This window comes from Streptomyces sp. NPDC054047 (assembly GCF_055585065.1).
This window is the reverse complement of the sequence record NZ_JBVJKV010000004.1, coordinates 267,620-289,329: the sequence shown is the minus strand read 5'-3', so window position 1 is coordinate 289,329 and position 21,710 is coordinate 267,620. Positions and strand designations below refer to the sequence as shown.

Sequence of the window (21,710 nt, the reverse complement as noted above, 5' to 3'; positions counted from 1 at the left end):
CCTATAGAGGCCGGAATCAGCCCCGGATTTGACACGGGCTGGCGAAGTCGCGCACCGATCACAGTCGTTGTGCACCGCACCGGTGGATCGCGACGGCCTGCGGCCCGCGCTCAAAGGGTCCGGTCCGCGCTGCTACGGCATGACTAAAACGCAGGTCGCAGCACCCCTCCCCCGGCCTCCGAGTCGGCACCCCCTCCCACAGCGTCCTTCCTTGCGTCCCGCCGATCGACGGTCCGCGCACGTTCTTCTGTAGGCGCCCGCTGGTCGGTGCTTGTCGGGCGGGCCTCCTGCTGGAGACCTCACCCCTGCTGTTCAAGGGAGGCGCACCATGGCTGGCAGCCAGCGCGGGTCCAGGGCCTGCGCCCGTCAACTCGCCGCTACACCGCTGCCGCTGGAGACATCTGCGCAGTGCTTCGCCCCGACCGTCACGCCCGGTTTCGCCTCGGCTCCGCCGAAGCCGCCGTGGGGCCATCCCGACCTGGTGCCGGCGCGCGCGACCCGGGTCGGAGTCCGGACCCGGACCGACGCCGACCTGATTGGCCGCATCCGACTGGAACAGGACTCCGTGCCGGACTGGGCGCGGACCCACGACGCCTGCGACCGCCGTCTATCAGATCCGCCATCACGCCGAGCTCCGCCTGCAGGCCTACCTCACCACGCAGGAGCCGGCCGCGCGTGTCGGCCGGCAGCACGCTCACGCGGACCGCCGCCACGTACACAAATACCGCGTCGAATTTCGTCAGCCCTGCACAGCCGCAGAATCCCGCCTCTTTCCGTGGGGCGCTGCCCTGCTCCCCCTGTGCCCGCCCCTCCGCCCTCCGTTGGGAGGTTGCCGCGATGCGCCTGCCCTCTGTTCGTTCCCCCGCACGCCGGCCGTTGGTGGTCGGCTCGATGGTCGTGGTCCTCTGTGCCCTCTGCTCCGTCAGCGCGTACGCCGCGGAGCCCGGGGCGGTGCTGGCGCTGGCCAAGTCCGTCAACGAAGTCCTCGACAACATCCGCAACTGGATCATGGGTGTGCTGGCCGGGCTGGCCACCGTCTTTTTGACCGTCGGCGGTGTCCGCTACGTGATGGCGGGCGGAGACCCGGGCGAGGTCGAGAAGGCCAAGACCGCGTTCAAGAGCGCGGGGTGGGGCTACGGGCTGGCCGCCCTGGCACCCCTCGTCGTGGCCATCCTCAAAGGCATTGTCGGGGCGTGAGCATCATGATTCCTGATGCCACCTCCCGTCACCCCGGTCGGCGGCGCACGGCCGGTGCTCCCGGCCGCCACCGGCTCCATGCGCCGCCAGGCCCGCGCCCCTGCCCGGCACTGCTCTCGGGCACGAGTGGCCTGAACGCGCCGGCTCGGCACACGCCCGCCGCAGGGCCGCCCTGGCGTGGTGCGGACGCCTGCGCCGTCCCGACGCGCCCCTGTCTTCCTTTCCCCGTCGGCGCGTTGGTCCTCGCGCGCACCGCGGAGGCGCCAGCGCACGGCCTCAGGGGGCCGGCGTGATCGACTGGATTGCGGAGGGCGTCACCGCCGCCATCAACGCCTTCTTCAAGGGATTGGTGAGTGCGGCGCTGGAGCCCGTGCTGAAGCTCCTGGGGGACACGCTGCTCACCACGCCCACGCCCGGTTCGCTGCCGCGCGTCGGGGAGTTGTGGACCGATGCCTGGCACATCACGCTCGGCGTCTACTCGCTGCTGGTCATGGTGGCCGGGATCCTGCTGATGACCTACGGGTCTGTGCAGGCCCGGTACTCGCTGCGGGAACTGGGGCCGCGGATCCCGCTGGGTTTCCTGGCCGCTGGCCTCTCGCTCATCGTGGCCGGCAAGGCGGTGGATCTGGCCAACGCGCTGTCCCTGGCGGTCCTGGGCGGAGGTCTGGACAAGGAATCGGCGGGTACCGCGCTGCGCGAATTCGTCCTGAGCCGGTTCGCTCCCGGCAGCAACATCTTCATCATCCTGATGTGGGGCGTGGTCGCCGCCGTCCTGGTGGCCCTTCTGATCACCTATGTGGTGCGGGTGGCCCTGACCATCTTGCTCATCGCCGGAGCTCCGCTGGCGCTGATGTGCCATGCCCTGCCCCTCACCGACGGGGTCGCCCGCTGGTGGTGGCGGACCTTCGCCGGTCTGCTGGCCATCCAGGTCGCCCAGTCGATGGCGCTGGTGGTGGGGATCCGGGTGTTCTTGACGCCGGGCAACTTCAGCCCGTTCGGCCCGACGCAGAGCGGCCTGGTCAGCGTTCTGATCGTGCTGGCGCTGATGTACATCCTCTTCAAGATCCCGTTCTGGGTTCTGCGTTCGGTGCGGGTGGGCCACGGACGCTCGTTCGCCGGCCGGCTGGTGCGTGCCGTAGTGATGTACCGGGCGTTCGGGCTGCTGCGCGGCACAGCGGGGCGCAGTGGTGGCGGCCGGGCAGCGCGCGGCGGCCCTCCTTCCACGGCCTTCCCCTCGGGTTCGGCCGACGGCCGGGGCCTGGCGCCGGTCGGCGCGCGGCGCCGCCAGGCAGCCGTCGGCGGCCCGCAGCGCGCCGGCGGTCGCACATCCCCCGGCCCGCTGCGGCCCCCCGGCCCTCCGCTGTTCTTGGCACCCCACCAGGGTCCGCCCCCGGCCGGCCCGCCCGGCCGCCCTGCTGCCCCTGTGGTGGGGCGCGCCCCTGGCCCTCCGCCGATGCCGCACTTCCAGGCACCAGGCCAGCCGCCGACCCCCCGGGCGCCCGGCACGACGCCGATGCCGGGCGCCCGGCCCACCCGCGCGCCCGGAAACCCCCTGTTCCAGCCGCCGGTCGTCCGTTCCACGCCAGGCACCATCCCTGCTCCGCGCCGGGGCTCCCTCCCCGCGTCTCCCGCCCCGGCGCGGGCCCGCTTCCAGCCGCCGTCCGTGCCCCCGCCCGCCCCGCCGCGGCGCACCCCGGGGCCACCGGCTGCGGCGCCCTTCCGCGAGCCCGTGCGCCGGCCCCCGGCGCGCCCGCCCCTGCCCCGGCAGTTCGCGCCGCCACCGGCGTTCTTCAGCTCACCGCCTCGACCGAGGCGCTCAGAGGGGACCTTGTGATGACGCAGCCGGTGCGGATACCCGCCGACGTCGAGCGCGAGGACACGGTGCTGGGCGGCCTTAACGCCCGCCAGTTGCTGATCCTGGCCGTCACCGGCCTTCTGCTGTACGCCGCCTGGGCGGCTCTGCGCAGCCTGCTGCCCGGATGGGTGTTCCTGCCCCTGATCCTGCCGCTGGCCGGCTGCGCCGTGCTGCTGGCGCTCGGCAGGCGTGACGGGGTCTCCCTGGATCGCCTCGCGCTGGCCGCCGTCCGCCAGCGCCTGGCACCGCGCCGCTACGTTCAGGCGCCCGAGGGCATCGCCCCGCCGCCCGCCTGGCTCGCCGAGCGCGCACACGGCGAACACAACAACGCGCCCGACCCGGCGCTCTCCACCACCGCACTGCCGTTGCCGGCCCAGCACGTCACGGAGATGGGCCTGGTGGACCTGGGAGGGGAGGGGGTGGCCGCCGTGGCCGTCTGCGGCACCGTGAACTTTGCGCTGCGCACCCCGGCCGAGCAGGAAGCGCTGGTCACCGCCTTCGGACGCTATCTGCACTCGCTGACGGCTCCCGTGCAGATCCTCATCCGCGCCGAACGCCTCGATCTGTCGGTGCAGATCGGCGAACTGCGCGACTACGCGGCCGCCTTGCCCCATCCCGCACTGGCAACAGCGGCCCGCGAACACGCCGACTACGTCCAGCAGTTGGGGCGCGAGGTGAACCTGCTGCGCCGCCAGGTGCTGCTGATCCTGCGCGAGCCGTGGGGCCAGGGCCGCACCACTGCCGCGGACCTCGAGGGGATGTCCCCCTTCTCCGGACGCGCCCTCACCAGGGACAGCGCCCCCGCACCGGCAGACGGTGCTGCGGGGCGGCGGGCGGCCGGGGCGCGGCTGATGCGGCGCCTGGACGAGGCCGCCGAACTGCTCACCCCGCTGGGCCTGTCGGTGGTGCCGCTGGATTGCGCGCAGGCCACCGCCGTCCTGGGCGCGGCCTGCAACCCCGACAGCCTGGTTGCCCCCTCCGCCTCGCTCGCCGCAGCCGACGCAGTGATCACCGCGGACGGGTTCCTGAGCCCGGAGGAAGCCGAACAGCCGCAGGAGGAGGCATGGTGAAGCCCCGTCACGGCCGCCCTGCTCCCGCACAGACCCTCCGGCAGCGGTTGGCCAACAGCACGCGCACCGCCGCCCGCACCCCGGCCCCGGCGCCGGCGCCGGGAGCAGCGTTTGTGCCCGATTCCCTCATCGTCGCGCCACGGCATCTGGAGGTGGGCGCCGAGTGGGTGGCCTCCTTCGCGGTGACCGGCTACCCCCGCGAGGTGCACCCGGGCTGGCTGGCACCGCTGTTGACCTATCCCGGGCGGGTCGATGTCTCGCTGCACATCGAGCCGATCGATCCGGTGACCGCCGCCAGCCGGCTCAAGCGGCAGCTGGCCCGCCTGGAATCCGGCCGCCGCTACAGCCAGGACAGGGGCCGCCTGCTGGATCCGCACGTCGAGGCCGCGACCGAGGACGCCTACGATCTCTCCGCCCGGGTGGCCCGCGGGGAGGGCAAGCTCTACCGGCTGGGCTTGTATCTGACCGTGCACGCCGCCGGGCGCCAGGAGCTGGCCGACGAGGTGGCCGCGGTGCGCTCGCTGGCCGCCAGCCTGCTTCTGGACGCCAAGCCCACCACCTACCGCAGCCTGCAGGGCTGGGTCACCTGCCTGCCGATGGGCCTGGACCCGGTGAAGATGCGCCGCACCTTCGACACCGGAGCGCTGGCCGCCGCGTTCCCCTTCACCAGCCCCGATCTGCCCTCCGCCGACCCGGCCTCGGTCTCCGCGCCGGGCGGGGTGCTCTACGGATACAACATCGGCAGCCAGGGCCTGGTGCACTGGGACCGCTTCGCGCTGGACAACCACAATTCCGTCGTCCTGGGCCGCTCGGGGGCCGGCAAGTCCTATCTGGTCAAGCTGGAGTTGCTGCGCTCGCTGTATCGCGGGATCGAGGTGCACGTCATCGATCCCGAGGACGAATACGCGCGCCTGTCCGCAGCGGTCGGCGGCACCTGTGTGCCGCTAGGCGCACAGCGGGTGCGGCTCAACCCCTTCGACCTGCCGCTGCACACCCGGCCCGACGGGCGGCGCAGCGCCCCCAAAGACGCGCTGGTGCGCCGTTCGCTGTTCCTGCACACCGTCATCGGCGTGCTGCTGGGCGCGCCGTTGGCCCCCGGGCAGCGGGCCGCCCTGGACCGGGCCCTGGTGGCCACCTACCAGCGGGCGGGGATCACGGCCGATCCGCGCAGCTGGACGCGCCCGCCGCCACTGCTGCGGGACTTGGCCAAGGTGCTGCACGACAGCGGGGAGGCCACCGCCGTGGAGCTGGCGGCCCGGCTGCACCCGTACACGGCCGGCGCCTTCTCCGGCCTGTTCGCCGCACCGAGCACCCGCCGCACCGAGGGCCATCTGGTCGTCTTCTCGCTGCGCGACCTGCCCGATGAGCTGAAAGCCATCGGCACCCTGCTCACCCTCGACGCGATCTGGCGCCACGTCTGCGATCCCGCGCTGCGCACGCCGCGGCTGGTCGTCGTCGACGAAGCATGGCTGTTGATGCGCGAGCCGGCGGGCGCCGACTTCCTCTTCCGGATGGCCAAGGCCAGCCGCAAGCACTGGGCCGGGCTGACGGTGGCCACCCAGGACATCGCCGACGTCCTCGGCACGGATCTGGGCAAGGCGGTGGTGGCCAATGCCGCCACCCAGATCCTGCTGCGTCAGGCCCCCCAGGCCATCGACGAGATCACCCGCAGCTTCCACCTGTCCGATGGCGAACGGCAGTTCTTGCTGACCGCCGATCGCGGGCAGGGCCTGCTGTCGGCCGGCAGCCAGCGCGTGGCCTTCCACAGCGTGGCCTCGCCCACCGAGCACCACCTGGTCACCAGTGACCCCGCCGAGCTCGCCGCCTACACCGCCGAGGAGCAGGCGCCGCCGCAACCAGGCCCGGACTCCGACGCCGTCTGGAACCACGAGGCCAAGGGGGGCGAGGTGCCCGAGCTCGAGACCGATGCCTACGGACACATCTTTCTGGATCCCGTCTAACCCCTCCCCCGCGGAAAGGAGGCTCTGTGATGGTTCGCTCCCTGCCGCCGGCGCCCGGCGCCGGGCCCCACCTCGCCGCGCCGCCCTCGCCGTGGGAGCGATACCTGCGTGATCCTGCTGGCGCGGCGGGGCTGGCCCTGGACCAGCTGGCGGGGCTGCTGCGCCAGTGGGGACTGCTCACACTGGGCGCCCTGTTCCTGGCCGCCGGGCTTGTGGCGGGCATCCGCCGGTGGTGGAGCCGCCGGCGTCACCGGGTGCTGATGCACAACGCGCGGCTGGTCGGGATGCTGCCCCCGCCCCAGGTCGATGCCGCGGGCGCCGCAGCGCTGTGGGCCAACCTGGTCGGCCTGCTGCGGCCGGCCTGGCTCCGTGTGCTGTCCGGGCAGCCGCATCTGGCCTGGGAGTACGTCATCGACCGCGACAGCGTGCGCATCCAGCTCTGGGTGCCCGGCAGCATCCCGCCGGGCCTGGTCGAGCGGGCCATCGAGGCGGCCTGGCCCGGCGCCCACACGCACAGCCGCCCCGCCACCCCCCACCCCACGGCGGGACTGCAGGCCGCCACCGGGGAGTTGCGGCTGGCCCGCTGCGAGGCCCTGCCGCTGCGTACCGATTTCCCCCTCGACCCGCTGCGCGCGCTGCTCGGCGCGCCGGCCGGACTCGCCCCGGGCGAACGGGCGGTGGTGCAGATCCTGGCCCGGCCGGTGACCGGACGGCGCGTAATAAACGCCCGGCGCCGCGCCCGGCGCACCCGCGCCGCCGCGTCCACGCCGGTGCTGGCACGGCTGCTGGACGGGCTCACCCCCGGCCGGCCCCGCACGGTGCGCAATCCGGCCGCGGCCAATCGGCAAGCCGTCCTGGAGACCTCGGCGGCGGACCGGGCGATCGTCGCCAAACAGCGGGGCGCGCAGTACGAGACCCGCATCCGCTACGCGGTGACCAGCCCCGCCGCCCACCAGGCAGGCACGGAGGAGCGCGGCCAGGTCCGCGCTCTGCTGCGCGGCCGCGCCCACGCGATCGCCAGCGCTTTTGCGCCCTACACCGAGCACAACTTCTACCGCCGCACCCGCCCGCGCCGACTGCTGGAGCAGTTCGCCCAACGGCGCCTGGGCCGGGGGGATCTGCTGTCGGTGGCGGAACTGGCGGCCGTGGCCCACCTGCCGTGGGATCACGCCGTGCCCGGCCTGCAGCGCGCCGGGGCCCGCGCGGTGCCCCCGCCGCCGGGCATCGCCCGCCCGGGCCCCGCGGCCAAGCCCCTGGGGCTGACCGACACCGGGCGGCCGCGGCCGGTCGGCCTGCGCATCGACGACGCCCGTCACCACACCCACATCCTGGGCGCCACCGGATCGGGCAAGTCCGAGCTGCTGGGCCACCTGGTCCTGGCCGACGCCGGCGCCGGGCGCGGGCAGGTGGTGATCGACCCCAAGGGGGATCTGGTCGCCGACATCCTGGCCCGGCTGCCCGCCGACCTCGGCAAGAAGATCGTCCTCTTCGATGCCGACAGCAAGCTGCACCCACCCGTCCTGAACCCCCTCGAGGGCCAGGACGCCGCGCGGACCGTCGACAACCTCGTCTCGATCTTCTCCCGCGTCTACGCCTCCTCCTGGGGCCCGCGCACCGATGACATCCTGCGCGCGGGCCTGCTCACGCTGCGCTCGCTGCCGGGCACCCCCACCCTGACCGACCTGCCCCACCTGCTGTCCGTGCCCGCCCTTCGGCGCCGCGCGGTAGGTCAGATCCACGACGAGGTGCTGCGCGGCTTCTGGTCCTGGTACGAGGACTTGACCACCCCTGCCCGCGCCCAGGTCACCGCCCCGCTGATGAACAAGCTGCGCGGCTTTCTGCTGCGCCCCTTCGTCCGCGAGGCGCTGGCCGGGGGCCCCTCCACCGTCGACATGGAACACGTCCTGGACCACGGCGGGATCTGCCTGGTGCGCATCGCCCGCGACACCCTGGGCGCCGAAACCGCCCACCTGGTCGGCTCGGTCATCGTCGCCCGCACCTGGCAGGCCGCCACCCGCCGGGCCCGCCTGCGCCCCAGCCAGCGCCCCGACGCCTCGCTGTATGTGGATGAGGCCCACCACTTCCTCAACCTCCCCTACCCGCTGCAGGACATGCTCGCCGAGGCCCGCGGCTATCGCCTGTCGATGACGCTGGCCCACCAGTACCTGCGCCAGCTGCCCCCCGAGCTCGCCGAGGGCATCAGCACCAACGCCCGCACCAAGATCTTCTTCAATGCGTCGCCCGAGGACGCCCGCCACCTGGCCCGCCACACCCAGCCCCGTCTGGGCGAGCACGACCTGTCCCATCTCGACGCCTTCCACGCGGTGGTGCGTCTGGTCCTGCACGGCGCCGAAGTCCCCGCCTTCACCGCCCTCACCCAGCCGCTGCCGCCGCCCACCCCCGGCCTGGCCCGGCGCAACCGCGCCGCCGCCCACCACAACGCCCGCCCAGCGCCCCCACCACCCGGCCCGCGCCCCCCGGGCCCTGGGCCCGTGGACCCGCGCCGCACCGCCCCACCCGCACGCACCCCACCTCCAGGAGGCGAACCGCCGTGATCACCAACCCCAGGCCGCAGCGCTCCCTGCGCGGCCACCGCCCCCAGCGCCCGGGCAGCCGCATCGCCGCCACCGGCGAACACCTGGCCCGCCTCGCACCCCGCCTCACCCCCCGCGATCGCTGGCTGGCCCGCCTGCTCCTCGAGCACCGGGTGCTGACCACCCACCAGATCACCGAGTTGGCCTGGCCCTCCGAACGGGCCGCCAACCAACGCCTGCTCCAGCTCTACAAATGGCGTGTCCTGGACCGCTTCCAGCCGTTCTTGCCCTACGGCTCCGCCCCCATGCACTACGTCCTGGACGTCGCCGGAGCGGCCGTATTGGCCCGCCAGGACGGCGTGGAGATCAGCGCCCTGCGCTACCGGCATGACCACAGCATCGGCGTGGCCCATTCCCTGCAGCTGGACCACCTCGTGGGCACCAACGGCTTCTTCACCGCGCTGAGCGCCGGCGCGCGCAGCCGGCCAGGCGGCGGCCGGCTGACCGCATGGTGGTCCGAGGCCCGCTGCCGCGAGCACTTCGGCGACATCGTGCTCCCCGACGCCTACGGCCGCTGGCGGGAGGGGCCCGGGGAGCTGGAATGGTTCCTGGAATACGACAGCGGCAGCGAACGCCCGGCCACCCGCGTCGGAGCCAAGCTGCCCCGCTACGCCCGCCTCGCCGAACGCACCGGCATCACCACCCCGGTCCTGCTCTGGACACCGAGCGCGCAGCGCGAAGCCCGCCTGCGCCCGGCCCTGGCCGCAGCGCTGCAAGCCCTCGCCGACCCGGCCTCCGTACCGCTGGCCACCGCCTGCGCCGAGCCGCTCCCCGGCGCCGGCCCCAGCCCCGCCGACGCGCGCTGGCTGCCCCTGCCCGCACGGGATTGCCCGCAGCGGCGCCTGCGCCTGAACGAACTGCCCGCCGCCTGGCCCCACCTGACGCCGCTGCCGGCTGCCCCGAACCAGGAGGCCGCCAGCGCCCCCGCGCACCAGATCCTGCCGCCGGCCGGCCCCGGCATCTGCAATCCCCCCATCGATGGCCAGGGAGGGTGAACCCCCATGGGCAAACTCTTCGCTGCGGTGGGCGGGGTCCTCCTGCTGCTCCTCCTGGCCATAGCCGCCGGCGCCAGCAGCCTGCTCTCCCCCGCCACCGCAGGCGCCATCCGCCCCAGCGCCCGCGCCCTGGCCGACATCCCCGCCAGTTACCTCGCCCTCTACCGCACGGCCGCCGCCACCTGTCCCGGTCTGGACTGGTCCACCCTCGCCGCCATCGGCAAGATCGAAACCGATCACGGCCGTTCCCCGCTCCCGGGCGTGCGCAGCGGATCCAACTACGCCGGGGCGCAAGGCCCCATGCAGTTCCTGCGCCCGACGTTCGACAGCGTCATCGCCAAACGCCCCCCGCCCCGCGGCGGTGCCACCCCGCCCTCCCCCTACAACCCCCACGACGCGATCCACACCGCCGCCGCCTACCTGTGCCAATCCGGAGCACGCCACAACGCCGACCTCCGCGCAGCGATCTTCGCGTACAACCATGCGGACTGGTACGTCTCCCAAGTCCTCGCCCAGGCCCGCACATACCGCAGCAGCCACCCCGCCAGCACACCGGTCACCGCAGCTTCCGCCGCACCCGCCCGCTCCGCCCTCCGGGCCGTCAGCTACGCCCAAGACCAGCTCGGCCTCCCCTACGTCTGGGGCGGCGACGGCCCCACCGCCGGCGACCCCGGCTTCGACTGCTCCGGCCTGACCAAAGCCGCCTACACGGCCGCGGGAATCACCCTCCCGCGCACCGCCCAGCAGCAATACGCCGCCGGCCCGCGCCTGCCCCGGGGAGCACCCCTGCTCCCCGGTGACCTCGTCTTCTACGGCCGCCCCGACGGCGGAATCCACCACGTCGGCCTGTACATCGGCGACCGCAAGATGATCGATGCCCCGGGACGCTCGAAGAACATCAGGATCGCCCCCTACCGCTACGCGGGCGACGACTATGCGGGCGCCACCCGACCCACTAAGAACTCCTGACGAAATGATCTTTGAGGTAGTGGGATCACTCCGTGACCGATGATCCGGGGGTGTGGGGTGGCGCGGCCGAAGCCGTGGGAGGTCGATGCTGAGCTATAGGCGGTGATCGCCGCTGTATCGAAGGTTGAGCGTCGGACGCGGCATCCCGGACGCAAACGGCCCCCGGATCGGCTGGTATTCCAGGGCATCCTGTTCGTGCTGCACACCGGGAGCGCCTGGGCACTCCTGCCGCAAAAACTCGGCTTCGGTTCCAGCATGCCGTGCTGGCGCCGCCTAGCTGAGTGGACCAAAGCCGGGGTCTGGCCCCGGCTGCACGCGGTCCTCCTGGCCGAGCTCCGTGGCGTAAACGCCCTGAACTTCTCCCCGACGGCCGTTGCCGGCTCTCCCATCCGCGACCGGACGAAGCTCCGTTGACCGGGGCAGAACCGGCAGCAAGCACCACCTGCTGACCGACGCCTCCGGCATGCCGCTCGCCGCCACCGTGACCGGCGGGAATCGCAACGACGTTACCCAGCTGATCGCGCTTCTCCGGACTGTGCCCGGTTCGGGGCAAGCGCGGCCGGCCCCGCCGCCGACCAGGCGTGGTACTGGCTGACTGCGGCTACGACCACGACAACTAGCGCCGCCTGGTCTGGGATCTCGGCGTGACACCGCTGCTTGGTCGACGGGCGAACACGGCTCCGGACTCGGCGCCCAACGCTGGTTCGTGGGGCGCGCCTTCGCCCAGTTGCAGTGGTTTCGCCGCCTACGGATCCGCTGGGAGATCCGCGACGCCATCCACGAAGCCGTCCTCACCTCGGCTGCGCACTCATCTGCTGGCGCCGGCTCATGAATCACCGTTTGTGACGCCCGACGCGAGAGCGGCTGTCTACAGCGAGACCTTCCGTTCTTCGGCCTTGAGGCCGCGGAGCGTCCAAAGCCCGTACAGGGCCAGCAGCGGCTTGCCAACCATCCACTCGCCAGGGCGGTAGTCATCCGCTCGCACGAGTCTCTCAGCAAGATCAGGGCGCTGCCGCCGCAAGTACGCACGGGCCTTGAGCGCGTGAGCTGGTTGGGAAGCGATCTTGATGCGGTCAACATCTTCCAGAAGCGGGATCACGTTCGTGATGTTCGCCCATGTCGTCGCGCTCTGGTCTTCGAGAAGCACCGTGCCGTCGAACTCCAACACCGACTTCGCGTAGTCAGCCATCAACTGGGCCTCCGCAGCTCCGTTGCCGGTAACACCACCGCTGAAGATCACGCGAGTGCCTCGCGCACCGTCAGCGGCAGCGGAGCGGATTCCAGCACGAACTCGCCAGCGGTTGACGAAGTTCGCCGTCGTTTGTGGGTTCCGGTAGCCCAACACGACCACGGCTTCGGATGCGCCCACGCTGCTTCCAACGAGGGCGCGAGACCAGCGCCAGTTCAACCACTCGCCCCAGGCCAGAAGCGCAGCCCCAGCTACCGGCAGTCCTGTCCTTCGTCGCATGCGGCGACTCTAGGACACCGCGGCTTCCGGCAGAGAAGGCGCAGGCATACCTGCGGGTACTCCCCGCCCCGTCCCGGAGTAGCGGAGGCGAAGTCACGTTCAGGGGGGCGGTGGCCCCGGCGTGCTCGGCCACCGGCCACCGCCCCTTGCGTGCTGTCGTCCTGCGGCTCAGACCGCGGCGCCCGCCAGCACCCGGTCCAGCGTCCGCAGCGTGCCGAGATCGAGATCGTCGACACCGCCGGCAACGGCCCGCAGCATGTTGCGTTCGGCGCGCACGGCGCCGCGGACCGTCTGTTCGTGGTGCGTGAAGGTGTTGACGGCCTGCAGCACCCCGTAGGCCGTGTGCTGCCAGGGGGCGACCCGCAGGTCGTTGCGCCACAGCCGCTCCAGGCTGTCGCGCTTGTGCTCGGCCATCGTGCGCGAGCGTCCCGGCTCGCGCGGCAGCGGGGCGTGCGCGTCAAGGAAGTCGGCCCACTGCCGATCGGTCACCGTCGTCTCGCACAGTCGCTTGACCTCGGCGGCGAAATCGTCCGCGATCTCGTAGACGATGTTCAGCGCCTGGCGGGCTTCCCCCAGCCGCAGTTGCGAGTAGCGCGAGTGGCGGATCTTGAGCTGCTGGCCGGCCTCGGCCAGTCCCGCGCTCATCGTGTTGTCGCAAACGATGTTGGTCACGGCCCGCTTAAAGGTCGTCGCCAGCGAGCCGTCAAAGCTCGTCGCCCCGAACAAGTGCGGCCTAAATTCCACGCCTTCGGGGGTGACGATGTTCTCCGGCACCTCCACTGACACCCAGGCGACCGCCCCCTGCCGCAACAGCCCGGCCGATCCGATGGCCAGGTCCGCATCCAGCAGCTGCGCGATGGTGTCGATCAGCCACTCCTCGTAGGCGTGTGCCTGATACCCGTCGCCGAAGATGCCCAGCACGTGCCCGGTGTCGCTGCGAACAAAGGCCCGGCGCTCGGGGGCGGGCACCAGCCCGCCGGTGACGGGACTCTCCACATACACGGGGCTGGCCACGGCCTGCCATCCGAACAGCCGCCGTTTGACGTCGTCGACGGGGATGGCGCCGGGGTAGTGATTGGTCTGGGCGCTCTGCAGGTCCGCGCGGTAGTGCCATGCGCTGCCGCGCTGGTCGGTGAACCCGATCAGTGTGTTCGCGTTCAGCCATTCCAGAGATTCCTTGGACATGGTCTTTCTCCCTTCTGCGTTGACGATGTGCGCGGGCGGACGGGCGGCAGCGGGCCGCCCGTCTGCCCCCGCGGAGGTCCTCAACGGGCCGTGCGGCACCTCACGGGTGCTGTCGCGCGCCGTTGTCTATCCGGTGCACAGCAGGCAGTTGCAGGCATGGGTCGCGTGCGGGCAGGGTTGTGCTGCGCCGTGGCACGGCTGGCCGTTGTCGGCCTGGCAGGGCTCGTCTCCGTGGCACATGAGGGTGTCGCCGCTGCACGCGGCGGGGTCATCGCCGTTGGCCGCCGTGTAGTCGCCGCCGCCCAGATCATCGGAGCGTGGCCGCAGTTCGTAGACGGCGCCGCAGGTCATGCACCGTTCGCACGACGCGCCGTCGGGGTGGCCGTCACAGCCGCCATCGCTGTAGAAGCGGTGACCGAAAGCGGACCACACGTGTGTGATCGCGGGGGGTTCGGGCGTGCTCATGCTGTGCGCCTCCGTTTCGGGGGGCAAAGGCCCCGGCGTCCGGCCGCGGACGGCCTGTCAAACGCCCGGGCACTCGGACAGGCACTCGGCGTCGCGATGTTCGCGGGACGGTGCAGGCGCCGCCCGAAGGGTGGGGAAAGCGGACGGGCGGGGCGCTCAAGAAGGGTTCAGCGGACGTGGCTGTAGGCGAGATCGGGAGCACCCTGCAGGCTGGGCGGTCCGGTGAAGCCCACGTCGGGCACGGCGTCGACGGCCTGTTCGATCTCGCTGGACGTGCGCGCCGCGATGTCATCCGCCGGCGTGGGCCATGGCATGTCCCAGATGTCCGGCGGATCTCCGCAGCGCGCCATGACGCACAGGTCGCGGAGATAGCGGGGATGCAACGCGGATCCGAGGTTGTGATACTCCGTGATCTGGAAGTTCTCCTCGAAGCCCTGGATTCCCCGGTACGTCGCGCAGCAGGTGCGCACGGTGGCGGCCGGGTAGGTGCAGAAGAGCAGGAACAGCACGTCTCGGTAGGCGTGCCAGCAGGCGTAGGGCCCGTGCCGGCCGGATGCGGCCGTGCGCGCGCCAAAGCCGCGGCTGTCGGCCACGCGCAGGCGCGCCACGGTGGCGCGGTTGCGTGCGACGTGCGCACCAGGGGCAACGATCACATTGGTTTCGTAGCGATCACTGGATACGTCGGCTGTCAGTTCGCGAAAGTCACTCGGGAAAACTCCGCGGATGTACATGGCCTCTTGCACCTCCTTGGCAGACCAGGGAGAGTTCCTCCCCCGCGCGCCGGCGGGGCAGGAACTTACGTTCGGAGAAGCGGTGGGCCTGCTAGCGGCCGGGCTGAGCTGCTGAACTCCAGTCACTCGGCAGGAAGCCACCGCAGCTGATCCACTCATCGAGTGCCGCGACGTGTTCCAGGACGTCGATCAGTTCGCCGCTCCAGTCCTGTGCAGGATTCGCGGCAATGGAATCGAGTCCTTCAACGGCGCGCCGTATCCGCATGAGTGCGACATCGGGATCCATGGGGAATCTCCCTTCTACTCGCTCCCATTTGGGATACGGAGCACTTTCTCGCTGCCATATAGATACGGGCCACGGACGTCCCCAATTACCGATCACCGGGAAAAATTTCCCATGATTTTCGGAAATCAAAAACGGCTCCGGAGAGGATCTGGGGGATCCTCTCCGGAGCCTTTCTCACGGCTTCTATGCGGCGCGGCTCATTCGTGCGCCACGGTAGACGAGCTCATCGCGTGCCGTATCCAACTTCCTGCTCAAGTCACGCCATTCCAGTGCGGCGGCATCCCGTGCGCGCTGCACCTTGGACGACGAATTCAGCGGACCTCCGTACAGCGTCTGCGCCGCCTTCCCGAACACGGCTGCCCGCCCCAGATCGTCGGCCTGGCCGGCGATTCCCAGAAGCAGCGCAAGGGTCCGGTAGCCGCTTCCGCTCCCCCATGCCGCCCGGAAGATGGCCCCGCTGTGCGCGGCCAGGCAGGGGGCCACGGCCAGCATCTGCAGCGTGTCGGCGTGCAGGATGCCGCGCATGGTCTGCGCGCCGGGCTGCGCGTCGACATCGTCGGGCTGCACATCCAGCCGGTAACCGTTGACTGCGGCAGCATCCCGGACGGCCCAGTACTGGAGGGTGGCACGGTTGACCACGATGGTGTGGCCATCGCGCCTCGTGTACTGCCAGGCAGCCGGCGCATGCGTGGCGATCCATTGCGCGGCGACGGCGCACCGCCCGGTGACTTCCCCGAGCCGTTTGGCGAACCTGAGGACGGCATCCTGCGTGACATCGTCGCTCACATCGTCCGTTCCGTACGGCGCGAATCCGGCGCCCGATACGGTCGCACTGCCGTCCATCCGCTTGCGCGAGCGCGTGCCATCCACGGCGCGGCAGTACGCGCGAGACTTGCGTTGGATTTCCCTGAAATCGTCCGGCGTCACCTGCGCCATGTGTTCTGCTGTGACGTCTAGAGCCGAATTGCCCACGATCGCTCTCCGATCATCCGCGCCGTGCACCTATTGCACTGCATCTAGACAATTCGATTATCCCGCATTCCCGCTGCAATTCAATAGGCTCCACCAAGATAATGAATTCCGCAGACCCAGGCAGAGGTGGGGCGTCAGAATTAAATCCCACACCCCAGCCTAGGCAATGAGGCGCCCAATCCGAGAATAGCCAGCCCAGAAAGGACCAGAAAATGCATCGCGAATTCAAGAAGAGGAAAACTATCCGGAGACAGAACAGGCCCGAGGCACCTTCGCCACCCCTCCCGCCGACATGTCTTTCCGAGTGCCCCTGCGGGACAGGGAGTTGCAGGCCGCGCAGGAAGGCGTGACGACCGCGGCGACCTGCAACAAGGTCCGTCAGGGGGGCACCTCTCTAGCAGGCAGGCACGTGGGCAGTCCCCGAAGGCTGCGGATGCCACCCGCTGGAGGAGGGGTAGAGGCAATACCGTTGCGCTAGGCGTGAGCGCAGGCTGTTTTGCAGTGGGTCCCGGGGGTGGTGCCGGTGGCTGCGAGTGTGTCTGATCAATCGGGTCTGGGTCTTTTGACCCGGGTGTATCCGTCGGGGTTAGTGGACAGGGTGGTGGCCGCGGGCGGGCGGTCTGAGCCGCACAGATGGCTGCTTCCCGCCCGGCTGGTGGTGTATTTCGTGCTGGGGCTGGCACTGTTTTCGCCGGCCCCGTATCTGGACGACATGCGGCCCATGAGCAGCCCATAGCAGGCTCTTGCCGCGTGATCGATGAATTCACGAAAGACAATCCGCACGCGGGAATCTGCGGCGGGACCGCTAGGCGCTGCTCTGGAAACTCGGCGGCTTGTCCGAGTACGACGCCCGCCGGCCTTGGACGGCGACCGGGCCCTGATGAGACCGCGCTTGCGATCTTAGCGCGCAAGCCCAGCGTGACCGAAAGCCCAGTTGGCCTGTGGTGAATGATGAGGGCGTGATTTCCAAGGAACGCGCCGTCGAACTCGTCGAGTCGCTGGTGCCCGCAGAGCGCCTGACATGGGCGGAACCGGTCCGCGCGCTGGCCGTCTACGACGTGGAGGAGCACGCGGTCGGCTGGCTCGTCTTCTGGAACTCGGCGGAGTACGCCCGCACCCGTGATCCGCGCGACAACCTGGTTGGCAGCGGCCCTTACCTGGTGGATCGGTACGACGGGAGCATCCACCACATCCCCACCACCACCTGGCTAGCCGAGGACTGGGAGGAGCTCTACCTCCGGCAGATCAAGGGCGTCGGGGCGCCTGACCCGCTGGCCACCTCGGCCCGCGCACTCCTAAACTCCGCCGGAGTCGTGGCCGCGATGAGCCGCCTCCGAAAGCAAGCCCCGCGCTTGAGCCTGCAGGAGGCAAGAACCTACGTCATGGCCGTCCGGGATGGAGCCAAGCCATCAGAAGAGCTGGCGAACCTCACCCGAGAAGAGGAGAACTGTCCACCTCTGCCTATCGAAACGCTGGCTGCCCCGGACCAGTAGCAGTTCTGTCGAGAGGCCGAGGCCCAGGCCGTGTCGCTGATCCACGGCGGGTGAATCGACGCACCATGATGCCGATCATCGCCCAGCGGACCATGGTCTCCGAATGCGCCGGGCCCGTCTCGTAGTCACGTGCCAGGCGTCGGTCGGCGATGATTTACGACAGCGGGCGCTCGCTTGCCCACCGTTTCGGTCGTACGTGGAAGCCTCGCCGGCCCTTGCCGACAATCTGCAGCTCGCGGCCGAAATCTGGGTGGCCCAGTCCACCAGGCGGCCGACGAAGCCGAGCGGTCCTTGATCACCAGAGGGTGGGTTTTGGCCAGCCTGGCGGCTGGCACATGGGATCGGGCTTGCGCGGCCGCATTGGCGTGTGCGGAACCCGGGCCGTTCATTTGATCGGCCCGCGAGCCTTGATCGTTGCTGGGCCTGCTGATTACTTGGACGGCATGGCCGAGCTCGGACCCGTCGCCTGGCCGCCTGCCCCGATCAAGACCGAGCGGCTCGTGCTCCGTAAGCCCGAGGCCCGGGACCGAGCGGCTTTCAGTCGAGGACCGCGGTCTGTATCGCCCATGGGGACGAGAGCCCCGTGGTCTGAACGTCGAAGACCAGGACCCCAGGGGCGGCGAGGAGACATCGAGCCCACCGCAACGCGGCCTGCTGCTCGTCGCCCCAGGAACGAGGCCGTCGCAGAAGCCCGTTCCAGGTCCTGCAGGTTCTGGTAGCGCTCCTGCGTGGACTGGACGTGCCACTCCAACCTGCTGTAGGCGTGCTGCACACTGACCGTCCCGATATGCCCCTCTCCGCGGTCGACTTTGGCTTGCAGGGCTGCTGAGACGACAGGTTGGGCCTTGGATCCGGAGCAGCAGCTTCTCGATGTCGAGGACCCAGAGCGGCCGGTAGCCCGGTGCCGTGAGGGCCGAGGCGTAGCGAGCTCGCAGCGCTGCCGCCGTGCCCATCTCGTTCAGCGCTCGCTGAACAGCGGGTGGAAGGGGCGGCGGGCGAAGTGTTCGTCGTGCCCTTCGTCCTCTTGCTCTTCCGGTTGTGAGCTGCCGTACCGGCCAGCGTCTCCTGTGCCACTGCCATTCGTCTGCCTGTTGTCCGTCCATCAGTACCCGGCTTCCGGCGCCGCACGGACACAGCGACACCGGCCGCGTTGAGATCACCCAGTCCGAGGACGACGCCCTCGTACGGCCCTCACGCACGGCAACTCCTCACTTCTCAGCGTAGGAGAACAACGCGAGGTTCAGACTGAGGGCAGTTGCGGTGCCCCGGTTGGCGAGGCCCCGTTACCGGATCCCGATGGCAGGGCGGGCGGCTGATCCGGAGGCGGGAGCTGCGGGGCTGGCAGTGGTTCGAGGCCCTTCTCCGCCCGCAGGTACTCAGCTTCGGCCCGTTTCAGCTCGGCTTGGGCCCTAAGGACTGCCGCCTCTCCCTCCTTCTCCGCGCGAATGACGGCTGCCTCGCCGGTTGACGCGGCGCCGCTGCCTTGCCCCGTGTCCTTCGCCTTGGCTCCCCATGCCCGGAGGAGGCGCGGGACTGCGGCGATCCCGAGGGCGATCAGGGTCGGGCCGCTGACAGCCAGGGCGGCAATCGCAGGCGCATCCACAGGCCCGAGGCCGGCGACGTCAACGGAGAAGAGCAGCTGCCAAAGCCCGAAGGTCAGGATGGCGAAGAGAGTGAGGGCCAGGTACGCCTCCCGGTCCGGCGAGCGTGACGGTACTCGCGGAGTGCGCAAGTCGTTTGCGTAGGCGGGGTTGTCCGGAGCGGGCAGGTCGCGGTCAGCCTCCGTCATCTTTCGGCTCCACCTCTCGGCGAACCGATGCTCGAAGGAAGGAGTGATCATGAATGTGAAGCCCAGGAATAACCATCCGAAGAACAGAACCCGCCAGGACCACACCCCATAGCCATAGAAGCTTGGGGCGGATACGAACGCCAGGAAGAGAATCGCCGCGATCCGTACGCCGCTGACATTCTTTCTGGCGACTGCCAGCCCGTGCTCGTACAGAGACTCACGCCGCTCGTCGTTCATGGCATCAGCGTGACGGAGGAACGCCGCTTCCGGCAGGTGTCTGACGGAACCGGCAGCCGGAACCGCAAGGGATTCGATAAGCAATCTCCGCTAGGGCTTCCCAGCGTGGCCCTTTCGCCTCACCCAGTCCAGCCGCAGTTGAGGACAACGAGCAGACCGCCGACCGCCGCATAGCCGGACCAGCACCGTCTGCGGAGCACGGCGTCGGCCACCGCCATCGGCTCGACGCCGTCCTCGCGCTCGTCGGCCACCCCTAGACGTCGTTTCTATGGTGTGATCGTTCGTTGAACCGTGCATGACGGATCTGGTTGAGCGGCTGGTGCCGGACGAGCTGTGGGTGCTGTTCCGGCGGGTGGTGCCGGGGACGGAAGTCATACGTCCGCAAGGTGGCGGCCGACGTCGAGCGGGGGACCAGGCATTGGCCGCGATCATCTTCGTGGCGACCTCGGGCTGCACGTGGCGGCAGCTGCCGCCGGTGTTCGGCCGTAGCTGGCAGACGGTCTACCGACGCTTCGACCAGTGGAGCCGGGCCCGGGTCTGGGCCCGCCTCCACCGCGTCATCCTCGACGATCTCGGGGCCGCGGGGAACTGGACTGGTCGCGCTGCGCGATCGATTCGGTCAGTATGCGGGCTGCAAGAGGGGGCCTCTGACGGGACCGAATCCGACCGACCGTGGCAAGCCTGGATCGAAAATACACCTGATCACCGACCGGTACGGACTGCCGCTCTCGCTGGGCATTTCCAGCGCGAACATGCACGACAGCCTCGGTCTGGAACCACTCGTGCGGGGCATCCCGCCGATTCGGTCCCGTCGAGGGCCTCGTCGACGGCGCCCCGCCAAGCTCCACGGAGACCAGGGTTACGGCTACGACCACCTGCGTCGCTGGCTCCGTAAACGCGGCATCCGCCACCGCATCTCCCGCAAGGGCATCGAGACCCCACAACGGCTCGGCCGCCACCGATGGGTCGTCGAATGGACCGTGCCCTGGCTCGCCGGCTGCCGTCGGCGCCACCGCCGATACGAGCGCATGGCAGAACACTTCCTGGCCTTCGTCGGCATAGCCGCAGCCCTCATCTGTCACCGCCGATTGGCCACCCTGCTCAGGGCCTGAGCCGGTTCTCCTGCACGTCGAAACAGACCAGTCCCATCGAGTCCGCCAAGTCTGCCGCGTAAGCCGAAGCTTCCTCTGCCCTGCTCCAGCCCATCCCGAAGTACATGAGCGGACCGCGTGCACTCTCGATCAACGGCCCGACCGACCAGGGCGAGGTCTCTTCCTCGTCCTCGGTGATGTCGCACCACCGCTCCAGAAGCGCGGCAATGTAGGCAGCTATGCGTTCAGACGGAGGCTCCACGACCTCACCGTCGAGATAGCGGTCGTGCAGGACGTTGAAGACCAGGCCGGCAGTCTTGTCATCCGCCGGTCGCTCGCCTTCCCAGACAGCCAGGTCGTAGCTCATGCCCGGAGACTTTCACACCACACTGACACCCATCTGGGCTGCTCATCAGCACCCGCTTCAGCCAAAAGAAGCGACGCCTTAGGGGACGGCGCTGAACCCAGGGTGGGTGGGGGTGCGCAGCGACGGACGCGGCGATGTCGTGGGGCGTGCCTTCATGGTGGCGGTGCAGGGCGGCGATGGTGAGGGGTTTCCGGGATCGGGAAACAGGTGGCGCAGACCTGCAGTGCTCGCCAGGTACCATGCATCTCCCGCTCCGTGTGAAGGATTTGACGGTGGCGGCCGTGCATTGCCGCAACCGGCATGTGGCGCGCGGCGGGCGCCGACATGATGAGTGTTATGGGTGAGCTGCAACCGCGTGGTGGGCCGTCGGCAGATAACTCATCTGGCTCCGCGGCGGAAGACCTTTGGCTGCCGTGGAGCACGAAGCTGGGCATCGTGGCGGTCTACATCGGCGTTCTTGCCGCCTCCTATCCACTGGTGATGGGTGGGCCTGCTTGGCTGCGGATCCCGGCGGGTGTGATGATCTCGCTTGGCGTCGGCCTGCTGTACCGCGTCTTGGGTATGGACCGGGTGGTCGCCTCATTTGTAGCGATTGCCGTCTTCTACGTCCTGGCGCGATGCGCCTTGTGGGGCGCTGAAAGCGTGTTGTCTGACTGGCAGGAGCGACGCCTTGGGCCAGATAGTGCGCCTGAGGTCGTCGTTGCCATTGTGAGCCTTGGAACGATGACCGGTTTGCTCGCGAAGGCGATCCTCAGCGGGATAGCCGCGTTGGTGCAATCGAAAGGAACGGCCGAGGCCGACAAGATGCGGGCACAGGCTCAGTTGCGCTTGGCGGACGCGGAATACCTGCGGGCGCAAAAGGGCCTGCCGCCTGGCAGTTCGACCGCGAGCACGGAAGGCGGGCCCGTACCTGCTCCCGCCGGGCCGGAGGGAGCAGGAGCGGCTGACGCATAGGCGCCACGCGACGGAAAGGCCGCTCCGCCTA

Annotated in this window: 19 protein-coding genes and 4 pseudogenes; 14 read left to right on the top strand and 9 right to left on the bottom strand. The window is 70.1% G+C overall.

Annotated features, from left to right (window positions below):
• Positions 1 to 837: 837 nt before the first annotated feature.
• The 8 genes and pseudogenes from ACZ6ZP_RS18050 (at position 838) to ACZ6ZP_RS18015 (ending at position 11,473) form a co-directional block, all read left to right on the top strand.
• Entirely contained in the window at positions 838 to 1,197 is a 360-nt protein-coding gene (locus tag ACZ6ZP_RS18050; RefSeq protein ID WP_351166780.1) for a pilin, read from the top strand.
• Between the two features lie 289 nt (positions 1,198 to 1,486).
• Positions 1,487 to 3,031 (top strand): TrbL/VirB6 family protein, encoded by a 1,545-nt coding sequence (locus ACZ6ZP_RS18045; protein ID WP_351166778.1) that lies wholly within the window; start codon positions 1,487 to 1,489, stop codon positions 3,029 to 3,031.
• Positions 3,031 to 4,122, top strand: a complete 1,092-nt coding sequence (locus ACZ6ZP_RS18040; RefSeq protein ID WP_366464966.1) for a PrgI family protein — start codon at positions 3,031 to 3,033, stop codon at positions 4,120 to 4,122. The genes ACZ6ZP_RS18045 and ACZ6ZP_RS18040 overlap by 1 nt, the downstream gene beginning before the upstream one ends.
• Entirely contained in the window at positions 4,116 to 6,083 is a 1,968-nt protein-coding gene (locus ACZ6ZP_RS18035; RefSeq protein WP_351166774.1) for a VirB4 family type IV secretion system protein, read from the top strand. Before ACZ6ZP_RS18040 ends, ACZ6ZP_RS18035 begins: the two co-directional genes overlap by 7 nt.
• Before the next feature lie 29 nt (positions 6,084 to 6,112).
• Positions 6,113 to 8,638, top strand: coding sequence for a type IV secretory system conjugative DNA transfer family protein (locus tag ACZ6ZP_RS18030; RefSeq protein ID WP_351166772.1), 2,526 nt, complete (start codon positions 6,113 to 6,115; stop codon positions 8,636 to 8,638).
• Positions 8,635 to 9,672: a replication-relaxation family protein gene (locus ACZ6ZP_RS18025; RefSeq protein WP_383824491.1), complete on the top strand. Its 1,038-nt coding sequence runs from the start codon at positions 8,635 to 8,637 to the stop codon at positions 9,670 to 9,672. The genes ACZ6ZP_RS18030 and ACZ6ZP_RS18025 overlap by 4 nt, the downstream gene beginning before the upstream one ends.
• Before the next feature lie 6 nt (positions 9,673 to 9,678).
• On the top strand, positions 9,679 to 10,641 hold the full coding sequence (locus tag ACZ6ZP_RS18020; RefSeq protein ID WP_366464967.1) for a C40 family peptidase: 963 nt from the start codon (positions 9,679 to 9,681) through the stop codon (positions 10,639 to 10,641).
• A gap of 102 nt (positions 10,642 to 10,743) precedes the next feature.
• Positions 10,744 to 11,473 (top strand): annotated as a pseudogene (locus ACZ6ZP_RS18015) (IS5 family transposase).
• Positions 11,474 to 11,509: 36 nt separating this feature from the next.
• Here ACZ6ZP_RS18015 and ACZ6ZP_RS18010 read toward each other — a convergent pair.
• The 6 genes from ACZ6ZP_RS18010 to ACZ6ZP_RS17985 all read right to left on the bottom strand — a co-directional run bounded on the left by ACZ6ZP_RS18010 (position 11,510) and on the right by ACZ6ZP_RS17985 (position 15,712).
• The gene (locus ACZ6ZP_RS18010) at positions 11,510 to 12,109 is read right to left on the bottom strand and encodes a YdcF family protein (RefSeq protein WP_351166766.1); all 600 of its coding nucleotides are present in this window, start codon (positions 12,107 to 12,109) and stop codon (positions 11,510 to 11,512) included.
• Between the two features lie 168 nt (positions 12,110 to 12,277).
• Positions 12,278 to 13,294, bottom strand: coding sequence for a DUF932 domain-containing protein (locus ACZ6ZP_RS18005; RefSeq protein WP_351166764.1), 1,017 nt, complete (start codon positions 13,292 to 13,294; stop codon positions 12,278 to 12,280).
• Positions 13,295 to 13,420: 126 nt separating this feature from the next.
• A complete protein-coding gene (locus ACZ6ZP_RS18000) occupies positions 13,421 to 13,759 on the bottom strand; it encodes a hypothetical protein (RefSeq protein WP_366464968.1) in 339 nt (112 codons plus the stop codon).
• A gap of 167 nt (positions 13,760 to 13,926) precedes the next feature.
• Positions 13,927 to 14,490: a hypothetical protein gene (locus tag ACZ6ZP_RS17995; protein ID WP_351166760.1), complete on the bottom strand. Its 564-nt coding sequence runs from the start codon at positions 14,488 to 14,490 to the stop codon at positions 13,927 to 13,929.
• A 91-nt stretch (positions 14,491 to 14,581) separates the two neighbouring features.
• The gene (locus tag ACZ6ZP_RS17990) at positions 14,582 to 14,776 is read right to left on the bottom strand and encodes a hypothetical protein (protein ID WP_383824496.1); all 195 of its coding nucleotides are present in this window, start codon (positions 14,774 to 14,776) and stop codon (positions 14,582 to 14,584) included.
• Between the two features lie 183 nt (positions 14,777 to 14,959).
• Positions 14,960 to 15,712, bottom strand: coding sequence for a hypothetical protein (locus ACZ6ZP_RS17985; protein ID WP_366464971.1), 753 nt, complete (start codon positions 15,710 to 15,712; stop codon positions 14,960 to 14,962).
• Between the two features lie 550 nt (positions 15,713 to 16,262).
• On the opposite strand from ACZ6ZP_RS17985, the gene ACZ6ZP_RS17980 reads away from it, so the two are divergent.
• From ACZ6ZP_RS17980 to ACZ6ZP_RS17965, 4 genes and pseudogenes are all read left to right on the top strand, one after another.
• Complete coding sequence (locus ACZ6ZP_RS17980) at positions 16,263 to 16,484, top strand: transposase domain-containing protein (protein ID WP_351166756.1); 222 nt, start codon at positions 16,263 to 16,265, stop codon at positions 16,482 to 16,484.
• A 14-nt stretch (positions 16,485 to 16,498) separates the two neighbouring features.
• A pseudogene (locus ACZ6ZP_RS17975) lies at positions 16,499 to 16,623 on the top strand (type I restriction endonuclease subunit M); the annotation flags it as partial.
• 84 nt (positions 16,624 to 16,707) lie between these two features.
• On the top strand, positions 16,708 to 17,241 hold the full coding sequence (locus ACZ6ZP_RS17970; protein WP_351166754.1) for a YrhB domain-containing protein: 534 nt from the start codon (positions 16,708 to 16,710) through the stop codon (positions 17,239 to 17,241).
• Between the two features lie 443 nt (positions 17,242 to 17,684).
• Positions 17,685 to 17,780 (top strand): annotated as a pseudogene (locus ACZ6ZP_RS17965) (GNAT family N-acetyltransferase); the annotation flags it as partial.
• 701 nt (positions 17,781 to 18,481) lie between these two features.
• On the opposite strand, the gene ACZ6ZP_RS17960 reads toward ACZ6ZP_RS17965, so the two are convergent.
• Entirely contained in the window at positions 18,482 to 19,267 is a 786-nt protein-coding gene (locus tag ACZ6ZP_RS17960) for a hypothetical protein (RefSeq protein ID WP_366464973.1), read from the bottom strand.
• A gap of 119 nt (positions 19,268 to 19,386) precedes the next feature.
• On the bottom strand, positions 19,387 to 19,518 hold the full coding sequence (locus tag ACZ6ZP_RS17955) for a hypothetical protein (protein WP_351166750.1): 132 nt from the start codon (positions 19,516 to 19,518) through the stop codon (positions 19,387 to 19,389).
• Between the two features lie 44 nt (positions 19,519 to 19,562).
• Between ACZ6ZP_RS17955 and ACZ6ZP_RS17950 the strand changes: the two are divergent.
• Positions 19,563 to 20,379: pseudogene (locus ACZ6ZP_RS17950) on the top strand (IS5 family transposase).
• On the opposite strand, the gene ACZ6ZP_RS17945 reads toward ACZ6ZP_RS17950, so the two are convergent.
• On the bottom strand, positions 20,369 to 20,725 hold the full coding sequence (locus ACZ6ZP_RS17945; RefSeq protein WP_351166748.1) for a hypothetical protein: 357 nt from the start codon (positions 20,723 to 20,725) through the stop codon (positions 20,369 to 20,371). The pseudogene ACZ6ZP_RS17950 and the gene ACZ6ZP_RS17945 sit on opposite strands and share 11 nt — an antisense overlap.
• 336 nt (positions 20,726 to 21,061) lie before the next feature.
• Between ACZ6ZP_RS17945 and ACZ6ZP_RS17940 the strand changes: the two genes are divergently transcribed.
• A complete protein-coding gene (locus ACZ6ZP_RS17940) occupies positions 21,062 to 21,679 on the top strand; it encodes a hypothetical protein (RefSeq protein ID WP_351166746.1) in 618 nt (205 codons plus the stop codon).
• Positions 21,680 to 21,710 lie beyond the last annotated feature (31 nt).

Coding starts and splice junctions, on each gene's coding strand:
- ACZ6ZP_RS18050 (WP_351166780.1), top strand. CDS start 838: ATGCGCCTGCCCTCTGTTCGTTCCCCCGCACGCCGGCCGTTGGTGGTC.
- ACZ6ZP_RS18040 (WP_366464966.1), top strand. CDS start 3,031: ATGACGCAGCCGGTGCGGATACCCGCCGACGTCGAGCGCGAGGACACG.
- ACZ6ZP_RS18035 (WP_351166774.1), top strand. CDS start 4,116: ATGGTGAAGCCCCGTCACGGCCGCCCTGCTCCCGCACAGACCCTCCGG.
- ACZ6ZP_RS18030 (WP_351166772.1), top strand. CDS start 6,113: ATGGTTCGCTCCCTGCCGCCGGCGCCCGGCGCCGGGCCCCACCTCGCC.
- ACZ6ZP_RS18020 (WP_366464967.1), top strand. CDS start 9,679: ATGGGCAAACTCTTCGCTGCGGTGGGCGGGGTCCTCCTGCTGCTCCTC.
- ACZ6ZP_RS18010 (WP_351166766.1), bottom strand. CDS start 12,109: ATGCGACGAAGGACAGGACTGCCGGTAGCTGGGGCTGCGCTTCTGGCC.
- ACZ6ZP_RS18005 (WP_351166764.1), bottom strand. CDS start 13,294: ATGTCCAAGGAATCTCTGGAATGGCTGAACGCGAACACACTGATCGGG.
- ACZ6ZP_RS18000 (WP_366464968.1), bottom strand. CDS start 13,759: ATGAGCACGCCCGAACCCCCCGCGATCACACACGTGTGGTCCGCTTTC.
- ACZ6ZP_RS17995 (WP_351166760.1), bottom strand. CDS start 14,490: ATGTACATCCGCGGAGTTTTCCCGAGTGACTTTCGCGAACTGACAGCC.
- ACZ6ZP_RS17990 (WP_383824496.1), bottom strand. CDS start 14,776: ATGGATCCCGATGTCGCACTCATGCGGATACGGCGCGCCGTTGAAGGA.
- ACZ6ZP_RS17985 (WP_366464971.1), bottom strand. CDS start 15,712: ATGGCGCAGGTGACGCCGGACGATTTCAGGGAAATCCAACGCAAGTCT.
- ACZ6ZP_RS17960 (WP_366464973.1), bottom strand. CDS start 19,267: ATGAACGACGAGCGGCGTGAGTCTCTGTACGAGCACGGGCTGGCAGTC.
- ACZ6ZP_RS17945 (WP_351166748.1), bottom strand. CDS start 20,725: ATGAGCTACGACCTGGCTGTCTGGGAAGGCGAGCGACCGGCGGATGAC.
- ACZ6ZP_RS17940 (WP_351166746.1), top strand. CDS start 21,062: ATGGGTGAGCTGCAACCGCGTGGTGGGCCGTCGGCAGATAACTCATCT.